26 protein-coding genes, 1 tRNA gene and 1 pseudogene are annotated in these 15,746 nt (G+C 62.1%); 20 read left to right on the top strand and 8 right to left on the bottom strand.

The genetic code is table 11. The features are described 5' to 3' along the window. Positions 1–40 precede the first annotated feature (40 nt). From JTE92_RS18235 to JTE92_RS18225, 3 genes are all read left to right on the top strand, one after another. On the top strand, positions 41–826 hold the full coding sequence (locus tag JTE92_RS18235; RefSeq protein WP_063238544.1) for a LexA family transcriptional regulator: 786 nt from the start codon (positions 41–43) through the stop codon (positions 824–826). Between the two features lie 114 nt (positions 827–940). Beyond that, entirely contained in the window at positions 941–1,396 is a 456-nt protein-coding gene (locus JTE92_RS18230) for a hypothetical protein (RefSeq protein ID WP_063238543.1), read from the top strand. Next, the gene (locus JTE92_RS18225) at positions 1,393–2,151 is read left to right on the top strand and encodes a DUF1828 domain-containing protein (RefSeq protein WP_063238542.1); all 759 of its coding nucleotides are present in this window, start codon (positions 1,393–1,395) and stop codon (positions 2,149–2,151) included. The genes JTE92_RS18230 and JTE92_RS18225 overlap by 4 nt, the downstream gene beginning before the upstream one ends. A 50-nt stretch (positions 2,152–2,201) precedes the next feature. Here JTE92_RS18225 and JTE92_RS18220 read toward each other — a convergent pair whose 3' ends face one another. After that, a complete protein-coding gene (locus JTE92_RS18220) occupies positions 2,202–2,411 on the bottom strand; it encodes a hypothetical protein (RefSeq protein WP_063238541.1) in 210 nt (69 codons plus the stop codon). Between the two features lie 783 nt (positions 2,412–3,194). On the opposite strand from JTE92_RS18220, the gene JTE92_RS18215 reads away from it, so the two are divergent. The 13 genes and pseudogenes from JTE92_RS18215 to JTE92_RS30460 all read left to right on the top strand — a co-directional run bounded on the left by JTE92_RS18215 (position 3,195) and on the right by JTE92_RS30460 (position 10,214). Next, positions 3,195–3,461, top strand: coding sequence for a hypothetical protein (locus JTE92_RS18215; RefSeq protein ID WP_147318551.1), 267 nt, complete (start codon positions 3,195–3,197; stop codon positions 3,459–3,461). Between the two features lie 10 nt (positions 3,462–3,471). Further along, positions 3,472–3,753 carry a hypothetical protein gene (locus tag JTE92_RS18210; protein WP_063238538.1) on the top strand — a complete coding sequence of 94 codons (282 nt, stop codon included), beginning with the start codon at positions 3,472–3,474 and terminating at the stop codon, positions 3,751–3,753. Continuing rightward, positions 3,750–4,106, top strand: coding sequence for an XkdD/Y8K6 family phage-associated protein (locus JTE92_RS18205; protein ID WP_063238537.1), 357 nt, complete (start codon positions 3,750–3,752; stop codon positions 4,104–4,106). Before JTE92_RS18210 ends, JTE92_RS18205 begins: the two co-directional genes overlap by 4 nt. Then, entirely contained in the window at positions 4,103–4,342 is a 240-nt protein-coding gene (locus JTE92_RS18200) for a hypothetical protein (RefSeq protein ID WP_063238536.1), read from the top strand. The genes JTE92_RS18205 and JTE92_RS18200 overlap by 4 nt, the downstream gene beginning before the upstream one ends. A gap of 114 nt (positions 4,343–4,456) precedes the next feature. Next, positions 4,457–4,684 (top strand): hypothetical protein, encoded by a 228-nt coding sequence (locus tag JTE92_RS18195; protein WP_063238535.1) that lies wholly within the window; start codon positions 4,457–4,459, stop codon positions 4,682–4,684. Positions 4,685–4,709: 25 nt separating this feature from the next. Next, positions 4,710–5,960 (top strand): hypothetical protein, encoded by a 1,251-nt coding sequence (locus JTE92_RS18190; protein WP_063238534.1) that lies wholly within the window; start codon positions 4,710–4,712, stop codon positions 5,958–5,960. Further along, positions 5,957–6,622 carry an ERF family protein gene (locus JTE92_RS18185; protein WP_063238533.1) on the top strand — a complete coding sequence of 222 codons (666 nt, stop codon included), beginning with the start codon at positions 5,957–5,959 and terminating at the stop codon, positions 6,620–6,622. Before JTE92_RS18190 ends, JTE92_RS18185 begins: the two co-directional genes overlap by 4 nt. Next, positions 6,619–6,870, top strand: coding sequence for a hypothetical protein (locus JTE92_RS18180; protein WP_063238532.1), 252 nt, complete (start codon positions 6,619–6,621; stop codon positions 6,868–6,870). The genes JTE92_RS18185 and JTE92_RS18180 overlap by 4 nt, the downstream gene beginning before the upstream one ends. Before the next feature lie 59 nt (positions 6,871–6,929). Further along, positions 6,930–7,493 carry a lambda exonuclease family protein gene (locus tag JTE92_RS18175; protein ID WP_232353243.1) on the top strand — a complete coding sequence of 188 codons (564 nt, stop codon included), beginning with the start codon at positions 6,930–6,932 and terminating at the stop codon, positions 7,491–7,493. 18 nt (positions 7,494–7,511) lie between these two features. Beyond that, positions 7,512–8,396: pseudogene (locus JTE92_RS18170) on the top strand (recombination-associated protein RdgC); the annotation flags it as partial. Between the two features lie 27 nt (positions 8,397–8,423). Then, on the top strand, positions 8,424–8,660 hold the full coding sequence (locus JTE92_RS30465; protein ID WP_232353348.1) for a DNA translocase FtsK: 237 nt from the start codon (positions 8,424–8,426) through the stop codon (positions 8,658–8,660). Next, complete coding sequence (locus JTE92_RS18165) at positions 8,657–9,355, top strand: hypothetical protein (protein ID WP_063238529.1); 699 nt, start codon at positions 8,657–8,659, stop codon at positions 9,353–9,355. Before JTE92_RS30465 ends, JTE92_RS18165 begins: the two co-directional genes overlap by 4 nt. A gap of 112 nt (positions 9,356–9,467) precedes the next feature. Beyond that, on the top strand, positions 9,468–10,214 hold the full coding sequence (locus JTE92_RS30460; protein WP_232353241.1) for a hypothetical protein: 747 nt from the start codon (positions 9,468–9,470) through the stop codon (positions 10,212–10,214). A 50-nt stretch (positions 10,215–10,264) separates the two neighbouring features. On the opposite strand, the gene JTE92_RS18155 is transcribed toward JTE92_RS30460, so the two are convergent. Both JTE92_RS18155 and JTE92_RS18150 read right to left on the bottom strand, forming a co-directional pair. After that, a complete protein-coding gene (locus JTE92_RS18155) occupies positions 10,265–10,717 on the bottom strand; it encodes a hypothetical protein (protein WP_063238528.1) in 453 nt (150 codons plus the stop codon). 140 nt (positions 10,718–10,857) lie between these two features. After that, positions 10,858–11,088 carry a hypothetical protein gene (locus tag JTE92_RS18150; RefSeq protein ID WP_063238527.1) on the bottom strand — a complete coding sequence of 77 codons (231 nt, stop codon included), beginning with the start codon at positions 11,086–11,088 and terminating at the stop codon, positions 10,858–10,860. 10 nt (positions 11,089–11,098) lie between these two features. Here JTE92_RS18150 and JTE92_RS18145 point away from each other — a divergent pair, with 10 nt between their 5' ends. Continuing rightward, on the top strand, positions 11,099–11,767 hold the full coding sequence (locus tag JTE92_RS18145) for an ASCH domain-containing protein (RefSeq protein ID WP_063238707.1): 669 nt from the start codon (positions 11,099–11,101) through the stop codon (positions 11,765–11,767). Here the strand turns inward: JTE92_RS18145 and JTE92_RS18140 are convergent. Beyond that, on the bottom strand, positions 11,758–11,961 hold the full coding sequence (locus JTE92_RS18140) for a hypothetical protein (RefSeq protein ID WP_063238526.1): 204 nt from the start codon (positions 11,959–11,961) through the stop codon (positions 11,758–11,760). The genes JTE92_RS18145 and JTE92_RS18140 overlap by 10 nt on opposite strands. A gap of 32 nt (positions 11,962–11,993) precedes the next feature. On the opposite strand from JTE92_RS18140, the gene JTE92_RS18135 reads away from it, so the two are divergent. From JTE92_RS18135 to JTE92_RS18125, 3 genes are read left to right on the top strand one after another with little or no spacing between them, the layout of a single operon-like run. Next, on the top strand, positions 11,994–12,515 hold the full coding sequence (locus JTE92_RS18135; RefSeq protein WP_063238525.1) for a DUF1643 domain-containing protein: 522 nt from the start codon (positions 11,994–11,996) through the stop codon (positions 12,513–12,515). 49 nt (positions 12,516–12,564) lie between these two features. Next, a complete protein-coding gene (locus JTE92_RS18130; protein WP_084254521.1) occupies positions 12,565–12,786 on the top strand; it encodes a DUF4224 domain-containing protein in 222 nt (73 codons plus the stop codon). Then, the gene (locus JTE92_RS18125; protein ID WP_084254520.1) at positions 12,783–13,880 is read left to right on the top strand and encodes a tyrosine-type recombinase/integrase; all 1,098 of its coding nucleotides are present in this window, start codon (positions 12,783–12,785) and stop codon (positions 13,878–13,880) included. The genes JTE92_RS18130 and JTE92_RS18125 overlap by 4 nt, the downstream gene beginning before the upstream one ends. Here the strand turns inward: JTE92_RS18125 and JTE92_RS18120 are convergent, their stop codons facing one another. The 4 genes from JTE92_RS18120 to JTE92_RS18105 all read right to left on the bottom strand — a co-directional run bounded on the left by JTE92_RS18120 (position 13,881) and on the right by JTE92_RS18105 (position 15,689). Further along, a complete protein-coding gene (locus JTE92_RS18120; RefSeq protein WP_063238524.1) occupies positions 13,881–14,489 on the bottom strand; it encodes a hypothetical protein in 609 nt (202 codons plus the stop codon). Positions 14,490–14,587: 98 nt separating this feature from the next. Next, positions 14,588–14,664: transfer RNA gene (locus JTE92_RS18115), tRNA-Pro, on the bottom strand. 57 nt (positions 14,665–14,721) lie between these two features. Beyond that, positions 14,722–15,144 (bottom strand): MerR family transcriptional regulator, encoded by a 423-nt coding sequence (locus JTE92_RS18110; RefSeq protein WP_063238523.1) that lies wholly within the window; start codon positions 15,142–15,144, stop codon positions 14,722–14,724. A 134-nt stretch (positions 15,145–15,278) separates the two neighbouring features. Further along, positions 15,279–15,689 carry an integration host factor subunit alpha gene (locus JTE92_RS18105; protein ID WP_063238522.1) on the bottom strand — a complete coding sequence of 137 codons (411 nt, stop codon included), beginning with the start codon at positions 15,687–15,689 and terminating at the stop codon, positions 15,279–15,281. Between the last annotated feature and the right edge of the window lie 57 nt (positions 15,690–15,746).

The raw sequence follows: 15,746 nt of genomic DNA, 5'->3' as shown, positions 1-15,746 counted from the left end.
CCAAAGTGAGTCAAATTAGGCAATGCTTACTGGTGAAAAATTGGGCGCTGCCATCGAGCAGGCCAGGCAAGAGAAGGGCGTCTCAAAGAAGGCGCTCGCGGATGCTATGGGGGTCAAACCCGCATCCGTTCAGGACTGGGTGAAGTACGGCCGCATCGCTAAGGAGCGTATTAACGACCTCGTCGCGTACTTTTCGGACGTCGTCGGCCCAGAGCACTGGGGCCTAGACTTTGCGCCCACCGTCAATCCAAAATTTGGCGCAGATCAGAAAAAAACAAAACTTAACGAGAAGTCTGAAACAGACGCTTACAATCCCCCGCCAACGGCCGCCAAGACGCTTCACGGCGTCTACGTGCGGCCGATTGTTACCTACGAGAGCCTGGAAGAACTTCCACAAGAGTCGACGGTTCTCGTGACGAGGATTGATGTGGAATTGTCGGCGGGGAATGGGAAAGAGACTTGGCACATCGAGGAGAAGGAGCCGCTGCCATTCCAGGCAGACTACATCCGGCGCCTGGATGCCAAGCCGAAAAATCTGGTGGCGGTCAAAGTTACTGGCGACAGCATGGAGCCGCGGCTGTTCGACGACGACTCCGTGATAGTGGATCGCGCTGACACACGGGTGCCCGCCAACGGCGGTGTATTTGCCCTTGTCTACGCTGGCGAGATGTTAGTGAAGCGCCTTTTCCAGCTACCAGGCGGCATCCTGAAAATTGTCAGCGACAACCACGAGCGGTATGAGCCCATCATCCTTCAGCCTGATCAGGTCGAGCACATTTCGGTGGTTGGGCGTGTCAAGTATCGTTCCGGGATGGGAGATTTCTGAAGCTTGGAACGATAACGGCTGTAAGGACAACAACCGACCCCAAACCCGCCCTGCGGCGGGTTTTGCAACTTAGCAGAAGATCCGGACCTGCCGGCAACCAAGAAAGATAACGGGATGGCAGATTTACCGCGCGCTCAAGCAGAGGTTTTAATTGCGATGAGCAAATATGTCGGCAGCGATTTGCACCTGCAGCCGCGCAGGAATCACGCCGGGTACACGTCCGCCTCCGCCCGTCCAGATGATATGTTCGGGGCGACAATACCTGGCCTCACTGTAGAGTTGGAGTTGAAAGCCCCGTCTCTGATAGACGCCTGCAAGAACATCGCTTCGATCTACCTTTCGCGGCATGGCGTCAAGTATCGGGTATATCAGCTCGAGGTTCAGCCCGCTGCGAAACGCTCGCACAATGAGCCGGGGAACACCCTCTATGGCCCTCACCAGCACATCGGCGACTGCGCCCTAGAATACGACCATTCCAAGGTGTCGTGCTCGACACCCATAGATGATTTTTTTAGGCTATTCTGCGCAGAAGCGAACATCACTTTCACCGGGAAGATCGTCCTTCCATGACACTGAATTGCGCATGGTTGCGCCAAAACTTCGCATATGAGTGCCGCCAGGTCAGAACGGTGAATGGGGAACCTGCGCTCGAGGTTGGCACACCGTTCAGTTTCGCAGATGGCACCGCCATTGTTTTCTACATGGTTGAGCAGGGCACCCACACCCTGATTAGTGACAACGGCGATACCCTCGCTCACCTCAGTTCGGTCGGGCTGGATCCATTTAATCGACGAAGAGAATCGGCGATCCGCAATATTCTTGCGCCCTTCGGTGTGGCCCTTGAGGCAAACGGCGAGATCAGGGCCATCGGCGCATCCGTGGCAGGCCCGCATGTTGTCGCCACCTACATTGCAAGCCTTCTGGCCTTGGCTAGCCAAGAGCGAGGTTGGCTGGGCGTACCCGAGCAGGTGAATAACTTTGCAGATGAGGTGGAGCACTATCTCCGGCTATGGAAGCCAGCCGAGCAGATTGTTCGGCACCCCAAAGCAAAGGGAATCTCGCGACACGAATATACTTTCGACTTCCTTTGGGGCAATGAGTTGGTCGATGTTGTGACGCCAAGCCACCAAGCCACTGGTGGGCTAATGCGCAAACTCGGCGATGTCATGAGTGCGCCTGGAGAGCCGCCCATTGTCAGGGTCATCATTGATGACCGCGACGACTTTGAGCGCGCTGAAACGGAGAAGCAAATTATCGGCTCCATGGCTAGCGCAATGCTGTTTTCTAGCCTTACCAAGGCCGCAGGCACACAAACCTGGCATTAGGCCGCGACATGCCTACAAAGCCCACCTCGGTGGGCTTTTTTTATATCCCATCACTTCTTGATTGCGGCGATCAACCGCTCATTTAGGCCCACGCGGTAGAGAGTTGCCCCTACCAGCGTCAGCAGCGCCCTTTCCTTCCCCCTGATCGATGGATCGGACAGCAGCACGGCCAAGCCGGTGATCGCCTCGTCCACCTGCAGTTCTTCATCGTCATCCAGCGCCAGGCGCTCGAACTCGCGAATCACATCATCCGGCTCCATGGGCATCTCCTAGTGGCGTGTCGGTCAAGTGTAGGCGACGGCGTGACCCAACGAAGAATGCTTTCATCGCCTATAGCGCCTCTGGGTAAATACGGCCGAACTCGCGCATCTCGCTGAGTCGGATGCTGCAGACGTAGTTAGCAGCTCCATCGAGTCCGTGCTCCCTCATGGCCATCAGGATTGCTTCCCACCCCCGCCTCGCGGCTTGTTCGTCCGAGAAGTGGATCACCACGACCGGTCGGGTCAGGGAACTGCTGGGGAAAACCGCCAACTCGAACGCTGGCACAAACGACGGCCGCTCGAACTTGTTCGGTCTCGATACCCTGTACATCAGGGAGACGATCAATCGACGCAGGATTCCCCACTTGACCAAGCTGACAGCGAAGCGCCCATCTGGGCGTTCTATTCGCTCAAACGTTCCCATATCAAGGCCTATATCCGAAGAGCCCGGCCACCACACCGACAAGCGTTGAAAGCGCCACGGCGCCGACAACTGCTCCTATCACGCCGAGGGTCGTTCCATACTCACTCCCGAATTCCCATCCAATTTTGGCTCCGAAGATCAGGCCTGCCAGATAAGCCGCTTGGTGCAGTAGGCCGGGCTTCCCGTTTGCCATGATGCCTCCCAGTCTGCTTGTGCTTGTCGATCCAGTTTAGGTAACGGACGTCGCGGTTGTTTGGACACAACACTTGTGTTGCCGCGCCGCGAGCCGCGTGAACTGCAGTCAATTAGGCATCGCCTCACACGAAATATGGCATTGCCTCTTGACTATAGATATGGCAATGCCTAATATTAACTCCATCAACGCACCACTCGGTGCGTGTCAGCAGATGGAGAGCGACATGGTTCCAGAGGTAAGAGAGCGCCACCGCCCCAAGGGCACTGGCGGCATCTACACCCTGCGTGGCAAGAACCTTCAGGCTGTCACGGATCGCGCCCGCTCGCGCCTCAGCGCGATTGACGCCATGCGCAGCCCTTCCATGGGCCTGCCGCGCATGGATGCCTCTACCGGCGATCACATCGTCGAAGTCCGGTACTACGGTCTTTGAGGGGCGCGCCATGGCTACCACCGTCACGATTTTCCATAACGGCACCGAACTGAAGGTGTCCGGCAGCTACTGCCGCGGCTATGACGCCACGCTCGAGCAGCCCGGCGAGCCCGAGGGCTTCTATGTCGACACGATCACCGACAGCGGTGTCGATGTCACACACATCCACGATCTGGACGAGATTGCCGGCCTGGCGCTGGAAATCTACCTCGACAACGAAGCGGCTGAGGCCTGCGAGGCGGCTGACCGTCAGCGGGAAGAGCGTCGCTTTGCCTATGGGGTGGCGGTATGAAGCCGGCAATCACAAAGGGGCCGTGGCGCGTCGAACCATTCATCGTCGACGGCGAGACCGTCTCTATAAAGGTGCGCGGTCCCGCCAAGGACGATAACGAGCGCGGCCTCATCCTGGCCCAGACCTCGTATGCATCCGACGTGCAGCAGCGGATTTGCTATGTCGAAACCGAGGCTCAAGCGCTGGCGAATGCGCAAGCGATCGCCGCAGTTCACGACCTGCTGGCCGTCGCCATCGAGGTAGATCGCCTGCTCACCAAACAGAAGTGGATCGTCGACGGGCCGGACCCCGAGAGCCAACTGCTTGCGGCTGCACGCGCCGCCATCACCAAAGCCGTCGGAGAGCAGCAATGACAGCAGAACAAGCGGCAATGCGTCAGGCCCTGCGCCAAAACCTGCAGCGCGAACTTTTGCATGAGCTCCAACTGGCGCACCGGATGATCTTCAACGCGCTGGCGGTCATGACCCCCGAGCAGAAATCGGAGTGGGCCGCCAGGAACATCCTGAGCGGCAATGACAGCGAAGGCACTACCCGCGCCCATGAGCGTGAGGCAGTCATCGCCAGAGCCATGGAGGCACAACGTGTCTGAAGACAAGCTCCGCGAGGCTCAGGCTCGGAATCGCGCCCTTCACTACTACGTGCTGGGCTTGTTTGCGGTCATCGTAGCGACGCACGAAATCACTCTCTATCTCGGAGGTTGAACATGATCAGCAAAAACACGGATCTGCGCCACTTCGTGACCGGCGTGAAGCTCTCGCGCATCGAACGCATGGAAGCGCAGCTGCGTCACCTGGTCGCGTCGAATCAAGCCCAGCGCCAGCAGCGCAAGGCCGAGAACGCGCGCCGCGGCATCGCTCCGCGCGTCGTCATTGGCAGCGCGCACGTGCCGCCTGCCGTTGCCCGCGCATTCGCCTACATCAAAGTCGCTTGACTGCCCGCCATCCAAAGAGGAATCCATGGGAGCACCCGAAATCGAAGTTCTGGACCCGGTTCATGCTGAGCCGACTACTAGCCTCACCCTGTACGACGCCATCGAAGCCGGACTGACCGAGCTGCGCACGGCCGGCGCCGAGGCCTTCGACGTGAAGAACACCGAGGGCAACAAAGAGGCCCGTGAGTTCGTGCAGCGCTGCGTGAGCACGCGCACCGCCACGGAAGAGGCCTACACGCAGTGGAATCGCCCGATCCTTGCCGCGCAGAAACGGGTACGCGAGAAGCGCGACGAGATTCTTGCCGCCGTCAAAGAAATCGAGCAGCCGGTCAAAGAGCAGATCGACGCCGAGCAGAAGCGCAAGGACGAGGAACGCATTACCAAGGCCCGCGCCGAGAGCGCACGGATCAGCGTTCATCAGGCGTGCTTGAATGCGATCGCCGCCCTGCCGAAGGACTACCTCACCGCTTCGTCGGCGGACGTGTCAGCGGCCATCCGTGACCTGGAATCCCCAGAATACCTCGGCCAGCGCGACTGGGAGGAATATGCCGACCAGGCGAAGGAAGCTGTCGCCACTGCCCTGACGACACTGCGCGCTCACCTGGACAACGCCAAGGCGCGCGAGGAACTGGCCGCCATGAAAGCCCAACAGGAAGCCGAAGCCGCCGCCCGCCGCGCCGAGGAAGCCAAGGTCGAGGCCGAGCGCAAGCGCGTGGCCGGCATTAAGGACCGCATCCACGCGATCGAGATTGCCCCGACCACCTGCATCGGGCTGGGCACGAAGGCGATCCAGCAGCGTATCGATGCGCTGGCCCGGGAAGCGGCCGACGACTTCGCGGAATTCCAGGCCGAGGCCGGCGCTGCGATCGAAGCCGCGCTGGGCAACCTGAACACCATGCTGGCCGCCGCACGCGATGCCGAAGAGCTCGCCCAGCTGCGCGCCGACGCGGCCCGCCGCAAGCAGGAAGAGCAGGAAGCCGCCGAGCGCAAGGTGCGCGAAGAGCAGGACGCCAAGGCCGCTGCGGAGCGCGCCGAGCGCGAAGCCGAAGCGAAGCGCCAGGCAGAAGCCCGCGCAGCCGAGCAAAAGCGCCAGCGCGACGAAGCCGAGGCCCGCCGCCGCGAGAAGGAAGCCGCCGAGGCTGCCGCTCAGCGCGTGCGCGCGCAGGCCGAAACCCTGCTCGCCCTGCTAGTCGAGTCCCGCGCCCATGTGCCGGCCGGCGACCTGGCCGACCGCATCGACGCCGCCATCAATGCGGCCACCGGAGCCCAGCAATGAACCACGCTGAAATTGTTCCGCTCACCGAACTGACCTGCCAGCCGATTGACATGAACCTGATTCCGGGCCCGGCGCCGGAAAGCCTTGGGCAGCTGTTCGAAGCCCTGGCCAGCGCGCAGGGCGAGTTCATGCCCATCGCGAAGAACCGTACTGCCCACGTAATACCGGAAGACTCGCGCAAGGCGCCGTACTCCTACGACTACTCCGACATGCATGAGATCCGGGAAAAGACCACCCCCGCCCTGTCGAAGCACTCGCTGGCGCTCATGCAGATCGTCACGGATAAGCCCAACGGCGGCACGCACATTCGCACGATCATTGCCCACAAGTCTGCCGCACGCGTGGAGTCGTCCCTGAGCGTGGTACGCGGCGACGCGGACATCAAGACCTTCGGCGCCACGATCACGATCCTGCGTCGCTACATCGTGGCCGCCATGCTGAACGTCGCAGGCGAGGCGGATTTGGACGAGAGCCCAGACCCCAATGCAGGCGCCGGCCTGTCGCCGGTGCGGCCCGAAGTACACACCGGCATGCGCGACGCCACCAGCATCGGCGAACTGAGCAAGGTCATGAGCGGCCTGCCAAAGGACGAGCGCGCCAAGTACAACCCCTATTTTGAGCAGCGCATGCAGGAGCTGCGCGCGGCACAGGAGGCAGCGTGAGCGGGGCGCGCAGCATCCACCTGTCGCTGGACGTGAAGGGCTTTCTGGCCAACGCACCAAAGAGCCGGTACCGCGGCATGTTCCGCCACGACGACGGCCGCCAGATGACGCCGGACGAGGCCAAGTATCACCTGCTCGACGCGCTGGCCGCTGGCAACGAGTTCCTGCCCATCGGCAAGTGCGACAACTTCGACCCGAAGAGCGGATGCCTTGGCCACCCGATCGCGGAGGAATCGTGCGCCTCGTAACCTGTCAGCAGGGATCAAAGGAGTGGATCGCGGCCAGGGTCGGCGTTTGTACCGCCAGCATGTTCCGCACCGCCCGCTCGCGCAAGAAAGGTAGCAGCGAGCGCACCGAAGCCGCCCTGGACTACGCCTTCCGCCTGGCCGTCGAGATCCTGAGCGGCGAAGCGCTGGACGACAACTTCGAGACCTGGGCCATGCGCCGCGGCCACGAACTGGAGCCGGACGCACGCATCGCGCACCAGGCTGACATTGGCGTCTACGTGCAGCCGGTCGGCATGGTGCTGTCGGATGACGGGCGCTTCGGCGCCAGCGCGGACGGCTGGATCGGCGACGACGGCGGCGCGGAATACAAGTGCCTGGTGTCCCCCGCCGAACTGCGCACGACGCTGATCGGCCACGACCTGGCCAAGTACATGGACCAGGTTCAGGGGAATCTCTGGCTGTCCGGCCGCCGCTACTGGGACTTCGGAATCTACTGCCCGGCCATGAAGGCCATCGGCAAGGACTTCTTCCGCTGGCGCATCCAGCGGGACGAGGAATACATCGAAGCCATGGTTGCCGACTTGTTGGAGTTCGACAGCCTAGTGCAAGACAACGTGGCCGAGCTGCGCAAGCTGGCCGCCTGATCCACACGGAGACCGAATATGTGGTTCCGCAACCTTACCCTGTACCGCCTGCCCGACTTCAATTTGAGCGCCGAGGAACTGGACCAAGCTCTGGCGCAGCAGGCCTACATTCCGTGCACGGATCTGGAATTGTCCTCGCAAGGCTGGATCCCGCCGCGCGACGGCGGCAGCCTGGTGCACAGCGTCAACGGCCAGATGCTCATCACCCTGTGCATCGAGAGGAAGCTGTTGCCTGCCGCCGTGATCAAGGAAACCACCCAAGCGCGCGCCGCCGAGATCGAAGAGCAGCAAGGCTACAAGCCTGGTCGCAAGCAACTGCGCGAAATCAAGCAAGCCGTCACCGACGAACTGCTGCCGAAGGCCTTCAGCATCCGGTCCAAGATTTCCGCCTGGATCGACCCGGCCAACGGGTGGCTAGCTATCGATGCCTCCAGCAGTGCAAAGGCCGATACGCTGATTGGCTACCTGTTCAAGTCCGTCGACAAGCTGGAACTGGTAGCCCTGCGCGTCAATCAGGCGCCGGTGGCCGCCATGACGGAATGGCTTGCCACTGACACCGCGCCTGCAAGCTTCACGATCGACCAGGATGCCGAACTGCGCGCCACCGGCGAGGGCCGCGCCACGGTGCGCTATGTGCAGCACACCCTGGAACCGGCAGACGTATCTCGCCACATCGCAGCCGGCAAGCGCTGCACCCAGCTGGCGATGACGTGGAACGACCGCATCTCGTTCGTGCTGACCGACGGCCTCACGCTGAAGCGCGTTGCTGCTCTGGATGTCATCAAGGAGACCTCAGCAGGTACCGAGCAGACCGCCGACGAGGCTTTCGACGGCGACTTTCTGCTCATGGCCGGCGAGCTGGCCCGCCTTCTTTCCGATCTTCTGGACGCGCTGGGCGGCGAGCATGCCCCCGAGGCACCCGATGACCTGGTGTCCGCCGCGGAAGATGCGGAATCGCCGGCAGCCGGCGACGTAGACCCGCTCTACCCGCAGGCAGTGGAGGTGGTCCAGAAGGCCAAGCGCGCCAGCATCTCGCTGGTCCAGCGCCACCTACGGATCGGGTACAACCGCGCGGCCCGATTGCTCGAACTGATGGAGAGTGGCCGCATCGTCTCAGCCATGGCTTCTGATGGATGCCGCAAGGTTCTGGCGGAGATGCCGGCATGACGACGAAGGCATGGAAGGTCTGGACGCCCGAGGAAGATGCACTGCTGCGGGAGCGCTGGGCTGACAAGGTACCGACTAAGCGCCTGGCCGAGCTATTCCCGGGCCGGACCCCGGCGGCCATTTTGAAGCACGGATACGTGGCCCTCAGCCTGGGCCCGCGCGACTGCGGCCGCGAGAGCTTTTCCCCTGTATGGGAAGGCGTGAAGCGCATGCTGGCAGGCGGCAAGATGATGACGGCTGGGCAACTGGCCAAGGCGCTAAAGGTCACGCCGCACGCTGTGCAGGAATGCATGCGCGATCGCCACGGCACTGAGGTCCATGTCGGCGGCCATACCAAGGTGGCAGTCCATTCGACGCAGGTCAGCCGCTGGAAGCTTGGACCCGGGCCGGACGTGCCGCCGCCTCCGCGCAAGACCAAGAATGAGGTCAACCGTGACTACTCGCGCCGCATGCGGAAAGACCCCGAGTACTGCGCACGTCAGAACCTGCTGGCCCGGCGCCGCTACGCCGAGAAGACCGGGAAGCTCATCCGCCCGGATGCAGCCGTCAAGTGGATGCAGCAGGCGCCCCAGCATGGCGCCCAGCCGCTCCGGGCTGACGATTACCGAGAGGCTTCCATCGTCCGCGCGGCAGCCTTTCCGCAAGCTGGCCTGAGTCTGCTCCGCAGCGCCACACCAACCCACACGACGCCATGAGCAGCATCACAGCACTGATCGTCGTCGCCGCGGCTGGGGCGGTTTTCGCTGCTGTCGGCATCTACGCGGTAATCCGCCAGGCGGAATGGATTAAGGACAAGGACACTGAGAAATGAGCGAATCGACCACACCAGCACAGTGCCGGGACGAAGACTGGAACCTCGCGCGCGAATGCGGCCTGATGGCGGCAACGCTGGGCACCAACGCATGGGATGCCGCGCTGGCTCGCTTTGCTGAAAGCATCCGCACGCCTGCCGCAGCCAGCGAAGACGCCGGGGATACCGCCTACATGATTGGGCACGCGGCTGGTCGGGTGGCCAGCCAAAGCGCCGAGCCGTTCCAGCAGCGCGTGCGGCCGTGGATGCTGTCATGCTTCGGCGCCGAGATTGCCGCCGACCAGCAGGAGCGCAACCACCGCTTTCTCGAAGAGGCGCTGGAACTGGTGCAGGCATGCGGCGCCACGGCCAGCGAGGCGCACCAGCTCGTCGACTACGTCTACGGCCGCCCGGTCGGCGACAAGCACCAGGAAGCCGGAGGCGTGATGGTCACGCTAGCGGCGCTGTGCCTGGCGCAAGGACTGGACATGCACGCAGCCGGCGAAACGGAACTGGCGCGCATCTGGACGAAGCTCGAGCAGATCCGCTCAAAGCAGGCCGCCAAGCCGAAGCACTCGCCGCTGCCTGAGCATGTGCCGCCCGCTACAGGCGCAGACGATGCGCGCGACTTGCTGACCGCCGCATCCAACGCGCTTCGAAGCTACCAGTATGGCAATGCGGCACCGGATCTCGCTGAGTCCATTGCAGACCGCATCGACGCCGCCATGAGCGCCACGCCATCAGCAGCCAAGGGGAGCGAGTGATGGCACTCGACCACTGCTCTGCGCACAACTGGCACGCAATTCAGAACACGTTACATGTCCTCCCATTCAAACGCGGTGCGGCTATCAATCAGATGGATGGCATGTTCGCGCGCAGCATTGCGGGCGAGCGCGTCATCACGAAATACGCCCGGCGCAACAAGATAGTTCGTACGCCGATCAAAGATCGCGGCATCCGAACTGGATCCGTAAATCCGCACGTCGCCAGTCCAGCCATCGTCGTGAGAAGTGGCGGAGATCTCGAAACCAAAGGCTCCGTGCCGATGCAGCGGGCCGAGGGCGTCGTCGATCCATCGGATTCCCGCACGCACCGCAGCTTGAGAGGCCTCCTGTGCTGTTCTATAGACGTCCGGGCCAACGTCAACACGGTGATCCACAGATGCGTCAGCCTGGTGTTCGGTCACAACGAGCCGCGGGCCAAAGCGGCCGTCGGCCAGGATTTGCGGCTCACAATTGAGCGTGTGCCTCCGGTAGGTCTTCGTCATCGATCTCTCCCTCCAGTTTCGGGAATCCTAGCATGACCAAAGAACGCCCCATCCTCATCAGTGGCGCCATGGCACGCGGTCGTCGCTGCGGCCCGGTTAAGGCCATGCCAGCGCCCCACAAAGACCGCGCGAACCTGCCGTCAGTCACGGAAACCCATCGGCTTAGCCTCCTCGATCTCAGCAACAGCCACAACAGCCGCCAGCGGCACGCTAATACGAGCACTTTCGCGCTCGAACGTCAGGAAAGCACCGTCTGCATGAGCCTTCGAGCAGAGCACTTGGCACCACTCATCACTCCTGTTGTGACGCGTGAAGACGACCGGCGACACCTGTTGCCAATGCGTACCAGCAAGGATAACGATCGTGTTCATGGAGCCTCCTATGCTTGAGAGACCCATTCTATTCTCTGGAGCCATGGTGCGCGCCATCCTGGATGGCCGGAAGACACAGACCCGACGCGTCGTGAAGCTGCCGCACAACAACCCCCTTGGCGTGTGGGAGCCGACCACAATGGGCGGAGAGAACGGCGGCCGGACCGCCGCAGGCGAAACCGTACCGCTGCAGGGCGCCATCTGGCATACGCGCACCGGAGAGTGCCTGTGCAGCCCTTATGGCCAGCCCGGCGACCGCCTGTGGGTGCGCGAGACGTGGGCACAGCCGGTCCCGTTGGACCCGGGCCCCACAGTCTACCGAGCTGATTACCCGGCGTGCGTGCCGCCCGGCTACGAGCGCATTCCTACGGCCGACGAGATTACCTGGAAGCCAAGCATCCACATGCCGCGCGCGCTGTGCCGTCTGCGGCTGGAAGTCACCGGCGTGCGCGTCGAGCGGCTGAACGACTGCAGCGAGGCGGACGCCGTTGCCGAAGGCCTTCACATCTTGCCTGCAAGCGGTCGCTATGTCGTCAATCCTGGTGAGCAATACCTTGGCGCGGCTGACCATGACCCGCGTGTTGTCTACGCGGACCTATGGGATCGCATCAACGGCGCTGGTGCCTGGGACGCGAACCCTTGGGTGTGGGTGGTGGAGTTCCGGAGGGTTCAGAGTTGATCCTCGATCCACGCTTTCGCCCATGCGATGCCTGCCGCGACGGCAAGGTTGAACGTTGCATAGGAGCCCAGAGGCTCAGACGCTTCCAGAACGAGATGGTCCTTTTGCACGGTGCCAAAGGCTTCGAACGAGCCATCCGCCAGTTGCTTCGCAAAGCCACGAACTGTGTAGTCCTTGTAGCTCTCAATGCCCATGGTAGCCCCCTCCCGTTTTGGAGGATCGTAGCATGAAGCACCTGACCATCCAGACTCTCGACGGCGAGGCCGGCTGCATCCTCTCGGACTGCGAGCAGTACCGCTACCGCCTCTGGCGCGAGTGGGATGCCAGCCAGCCGGCGCTAGGTTTCATCATGCTCAACCCGTCGACCGCTGACCATCAGGTCAACGATCCGACAATCACCCGCTGCCTGCAGCGTGCGGTGGCTGGCAGGTATGGCCGGCTGGAGGTGGTGAACCTGTTCCCGCTGCGCTCAACGGATCCAGCCGGCCTGCTGACGCACGCAGCTCCGCTCGGCCGGGAGGATACGGCCAACGCCTCGATCATGGACGCGCTGGACCGATGCTCGCTGGTGATCTGCGCCTGGGGCGCGCACAAGGCGGCGCCAGCGCGCGCGGAAGAGGTGCTACGGATCATCCGCCTGCGCGGCCGCAGCGCCCTGCTCCATCACCTCGGGCTGAATCAGGGCGGCAGTCCGAAGCATCCGCTATATATCGCGGCCAAAGTCCGGCCGCAGCCTTTTACAGCATGACCGAAGCAGCACATGCCATGAGACAACTCGGAGAGATTGGGGCAAATCGATGGAATCCCTGACCTTGACCAAGGAAGAAATCACCGAAGCCACCGGCTATCGCCGCCCGGCGGAACAGCTTGCCGCCCTGCTGAAGGCCGGCATTCCTGCTGATCGACGCCCCGACGGGAGCGTTCGGGTATGGCGACATCACCTGGTCGGTATCGGCGGTAGCAAACCCAAAGCACCGCGCCGCCGGCCCGAACTCGCTTCTGACAGGAAGGCAGCATGATCGGTCGGCGCAAGAATGCCTCCCCTCTGCCATCGCGCGTCTATGAGAAGAACGGCGCCTGGTACTTCGTAGACATCCGTCGAAAGTGGCATAAGCTCTGCCGGGTGAGCGACGGCCTGACCGCGCTCTACACGGCTCTGGCCAGCATCAACCGAGACCGGGACGAGCGGCGAATGAACACCATGCCGGCCTTGGTCGACGCCTGGCTTCTCGCCAAGCTTGGCTCCTATGCGCCCAAGACGCAGGAGGAATATAGGCGCATGGCCACGTTCATCCGGTCGGAGTTCGATGATCAGTGGCTCGTCGAGGACGTGGAGCCCAAGGACATCGCCCGTTTCCTGGACAAGCATTTCGAGGCGAAGCCGAATGCCAGTAATAAGTACCGGGCGCTGCTATCAGTGATGTTCACCTTTGCCGTCCGGAAGGGGCTTCGGAACGCCAATCCCGTGACGGAAGTTGCAGGGGCTACCGAGGGCAAACGTGACCGCTACATCACCGATGCGGAACTTCAAGCCGTGCGCGCCGCGGCGTTGCTCGGAAACAACAACAAGCCCACGCCGTCCGGCGCACCCATCGTCGCGCTGATCGACTTGGCCTACCAAACAGCGCAGCGGATCGGCGATCTGCTGGCGCTGAACTGGTCGAACGTTTCGGACGAAGGAATCATGTTCCACCCAGCAAAGACGGTGAACAGTTCCGGCGTTCGGATGCTGATCGAGATGACGCCAGATCTACAGGCGACGCTGGATAGCGCGAAGGCAGGCAAGGTTAAGGCCATCGGGCCGGTGATCTGCACGCAGAGCGGCGGACGATTCACGTACAGCGGCGCACAGACAGCGTGGAAGCGAGCTTGCCAGCGCGCTAGGCAGCGGTATGAAAAGAGCTGCGCGGAGAGTGGGGAAACTCCTGACCCGCGACACTTGGTAGGGATGCACTTTCACGACTTGCGTGCTAAGGCCCTGACGGATCTGCGCAGACAAGCCGGCGCCGCGGCGGCCCAAGCGCTAGCCGGGCACACAACGGCGGAAATGACCGCGCACTACACCAAGGCGCGCGAGATCGAGCGTGTTCGCCCAGTACGAAAGCATCCCTAGCTAGGATTTTCCGGAGTTTTGAGCGAGAACGCCAGCTTTCCTCAACCGCCGCAGCGCGTCCTTCACCGCCACCTCCATTTCCACGTGGCCTTGTTTCAACACGGCCGCGTAACTGGTTAGTACTTGCAGATGAGACCTAGCGACATGCTGGGCTGCTGGCGTGGGACTCTGGAGCGCAAATGCGTCAGCATTCTCAAAGCGCTCGACCATCGCGTTATTGAGTCTGAACGAGTCGATCAGCCCTTTTGCCCCTGCGTAGGCAACGATGAGCGACTTTCTCAGATCGTCATCGCGCAAATGGCCAAGGAATACCGCATTGCTGTGGAATACGGTGAAATAGTCGTTTGAGACCGGCCAGTACGCTTTAAATGGCTGTCCGCTCGGCAGCGCGGCAATGTCATTCCCGACTCCAAGCAAGTACTGATCCCACAGGGTTTCCAGCTCGTCATGAACCGCTTTTAGGATCGCTGCGTGATGACGATCTTCACGATCCTTCTGATCCTTCTGAGCCGTAGACAGTTGCCAGCGGACTCCAAGCAGTGTCGCCCCACCCCCCAAAAGGGCGCCGACGAAACCTGCGCCAACGGTAACCCAATCTACGTTTGCCATACACGCCAAGGAGGGGGCGATGCGAATGCAAGTTAGACAGTCGCACCCAAGTTAGACAAAAGGCCCGGACGACAATGCCGTCCGGGCCTTTATTTACTTGGTCGGGGCGAGAGGATTTGAACCTCCGACCACCTGCACCCCATGCAGGTACGCTACCAGGCTGCGCTACGCCCCGAAAGAAGAAGATTATATCAGAAGCATTTCTCGCATGACTAGCTTCTGACGCACAAAATTATCCGTGCTTCGCGATCTCGCGCAGCTGGGCGAGCAGGTGCTGCACCTCGACCAGTTCGTTGCGCAGACCGGCTACATCGATCGACAAGGCTGCCGGGCTTTCCTCGCGGCGTTCGTCAGCGGCTTCCGCCGCAGCGGCGGTGTGATGGCGGCCTTCGTCGAGCCGGTTGCGCGCGCCGTTGATGGTGAAGCCCTGCTCGTACAGCAGCTCGCGGATGCGCCGGATCAGCAGCACTTCATGGTGCTGGTAGTAGCGGCGGTTGCCGCGGCGCTTGACCGGCTTGAGCTGCGTGAACTCCTGCTCCCAGTAGCGCAGGACATGCGGCTTGACGGCGCAAAGTTCGCTCACCTCACCGATGGTGAAGTAGCGCTTGGCCGGGATCGGCGGCAACGCGATGCGTTCGCTGGATTTGTCCGACATGCGGTGTGTAGACGAGCGTCAGGCCATGCCGGCCATGAGGTTGGCGCGCAGGGTTTTGCGCGCCCAGAAGGATACCGATGCAGGCCTGCGGAAGCAATCCGCCTTTCGGGTGGAAGCTGTGACGCGGTGAAGCCTCAACCGGCAATGTCCGCGCGTTCTTCCACCAGGCCCTTGAGCTTCTGGCTGGCATGGAACGTCACGACCCGGCGCGCGGTGATCGGAATCACTTCACCGGTCTTGGGATTGCGCCCGGGGCGCTGCGGCTTGTCGCGCAACTGGAAGTTGCCGAAGCCGGACAGCTTGACGCTGTCGCCCTGCTCCAGCGCTTCGCGGATGACGTCGAAGAAGGCTTCGACCATGTCCTTGGATTCGCGCTTGTTCAGGCCCACCTGGTCGAACAGCATCTCGGCAAGTTCGGCCTTGGTCAGCGTGGGAACTTCGGGCGCGCGGGTATCCGGCGTCGCGTCGTCAAGGGTGGAAGCCTGCCGGTCGCTCATGTCACCCAGTGCTGCAGCGGTCATGGAATTCGCGTCTCGATCATTCATGTCGATCGCTCTAGTGTCTGTCTGGCGATCCGCCCGGGGCCAGGCCCGGGCGCCCTT

This window comes from Cupriavidus oxalaticus, assembly GCF_016894385.1.
GTDB lineage: Bacteria > Pseudomonadota > Gammaproteobacteria > Burkholderiales > Burkholderiaceae > Cupriavidus > Cupriavidus oxalaticus.
Note: the sequence above shows the minus strand (reverse complement) of the source record. Positions and strands in the feature narration are given on the sequence as shown.

Bases quoted from the DNA above. Each gene is read 5' to 3' on its own strand.
- JTE92_RS18230 (WP_063238543.1), top strand. From the start codon at position 941: ATGGCAGATTTACCGCGCGCTCAAGCAGAGGTTTTAATTGCGATGAGC.
- JTE92_RS18225 (WP_063238542.1), top strand. From the start codon at position 1,393: ATGACACTGAATTGCGCATGGTTGCGCCAAAACTTCGCATATGAGTGC.
- JTE92_RS18220 (WP_063238541.1), bottom strand. From the start codon at position 2,411: ATGGAGCCGGATGATGTGATTCGCGAGTTCGAGCGCCTGGCGCTGGAT.
- JTE92_RS18215 (WP_147318551.1), top strand. From the start codon at position 3,195: ATGCCTAATATTAACTCCATCAACGCACCACTCGGTGCGTGTCAGCAG.
- JTE92_RS18210 (WP_063238538.1), top strand. From the start codon at position 3,472: ATGGCTACCACCGTCACGATTTTCCATAACGGCACCGAACTGAAGGTG.
- JTE92_RS18205 (WP_063238537.1), top strand. From the start codon at position 3,750: ATGAAGCCGGCAATCACAAAGGGGCCGTGGCGCGTCGAACCATTCATC.
- JTE92_RS18200 (WP_063238536.1), top strand. From the start codon at position 4,103: ATGACAGCAGAACAAGCGGCAATGCGTCAGGCCCTGCGCCAAAACCTG.
- JTE92_RS18195 (WP_063238535.1), top strand. From the start codon at position 4,457: ATGATCAGCAAAAACACGGATCTGCGCCACTTCGTGACCGGCGTGAAG.
- JTE92_RS18190 (WP_063238534.1), top strand. From the start codon at position 4,710: ATGGGAGCACCCGAAATCGAAGTTCTGGACCCGGTTCATGCTGAGCCG.
- JTE92_RS18185 (WP_063238533.1), top strand. From the start codon at position 5,957: ATGAACCACGCTGAAATTGTTCCGCTCACCGAACTGACCTGCCAGCCG.
- JTE92_RS18175 (WP_232353243.1), top strand. From the start codon at position 6,930: ATGTTCCGCACCGCCCGCTCGCGCAAGAAAGGTAGCAGCGAGCGCACC.
- JTE92_RS18165 (WP_063238529.1), top strand. From the start codon at position 8,657: ATGACGACGAAGGCATGGAAGGTCTGGACGCCCGAGGAAGATGCACTG.
- JTE92_RS30460 (WP_232353241.1), top strand. From the start codon at position 9,468: ATGAGCGAATCGACCACACCAGCACAGTGCCGGGACGAAGACTGGAAC.
- JTE92_RS18155 (WP_063238528.1), bottom strand. From the start codon at position 10,717: ATGACGAAGACCTACCGGAGGCACACGCTCAATTGTGAGCCGCAAATC.
- JTE92_RS18150 (WP_063238527.1), bottom strand. From the start codon at position 11,088: ATGAACACGATCGTTATCCTTGCTGGTACGCATTGGCAACAGGTGTCG.
- JTE92_RS18145 (WP_063238707.1), top strand. From the start codon at position 11,099: ATGCTTGAGAGACCCATTCTATTCTCTGGAGCCATGGTGCGCGCCATC.
- JTE92_RS18140 (WP_063238526.1), bottom strand. From the start codon at position 11,961: ATGGGCATTGAGAGCTACAAGGACTACACAGTTCGTGGCTTTGCGAAG.
- JTE92_RS18135 (WP_063238525.1), top strand. From the start codon at position 11,994: ATGAAGCACCTGACCATCCAGACTCTCGACGGCGAGGCCGGCTGCATC.
- JTE92_RS18130 (WP_084254521.1), top strand. From the start codon at position 12,565: ATGGAATCCCTGACCTTGACCAAGGAAGAAATCACCGAAGCCACCGGC.
- JTE92_RS18125 (WP_084254520.1), top strand. From the start codon at position 12,783: ATGATCGGTCGGCGCAAGAATGCCTCCCCTCTGCCATCGCGCGTCTAT.
- JTE92_RS18120 (WP_063238524.1), bottom strand. From the start codon at position 14,489: ATGGCAAACGTAGATTGGGTTACCGTTGGCGCAGGTTTCGTCGGCGCC.
- JTE92_RS18110 (WP_063238523.1), bottom strand. From the start codon at position 15,144: ATGTCGGACAAATCCAGCGAACGCATCGCGTTGCCGCCGATCCCGGCC.
- JTE92_RS18105 (WP_063238522.1), bottom strand. From the start codon at position 15,689: ATGAATGATCGAGACGCGAATTCCATGACCGCTGCAGCACTGGGTGAC.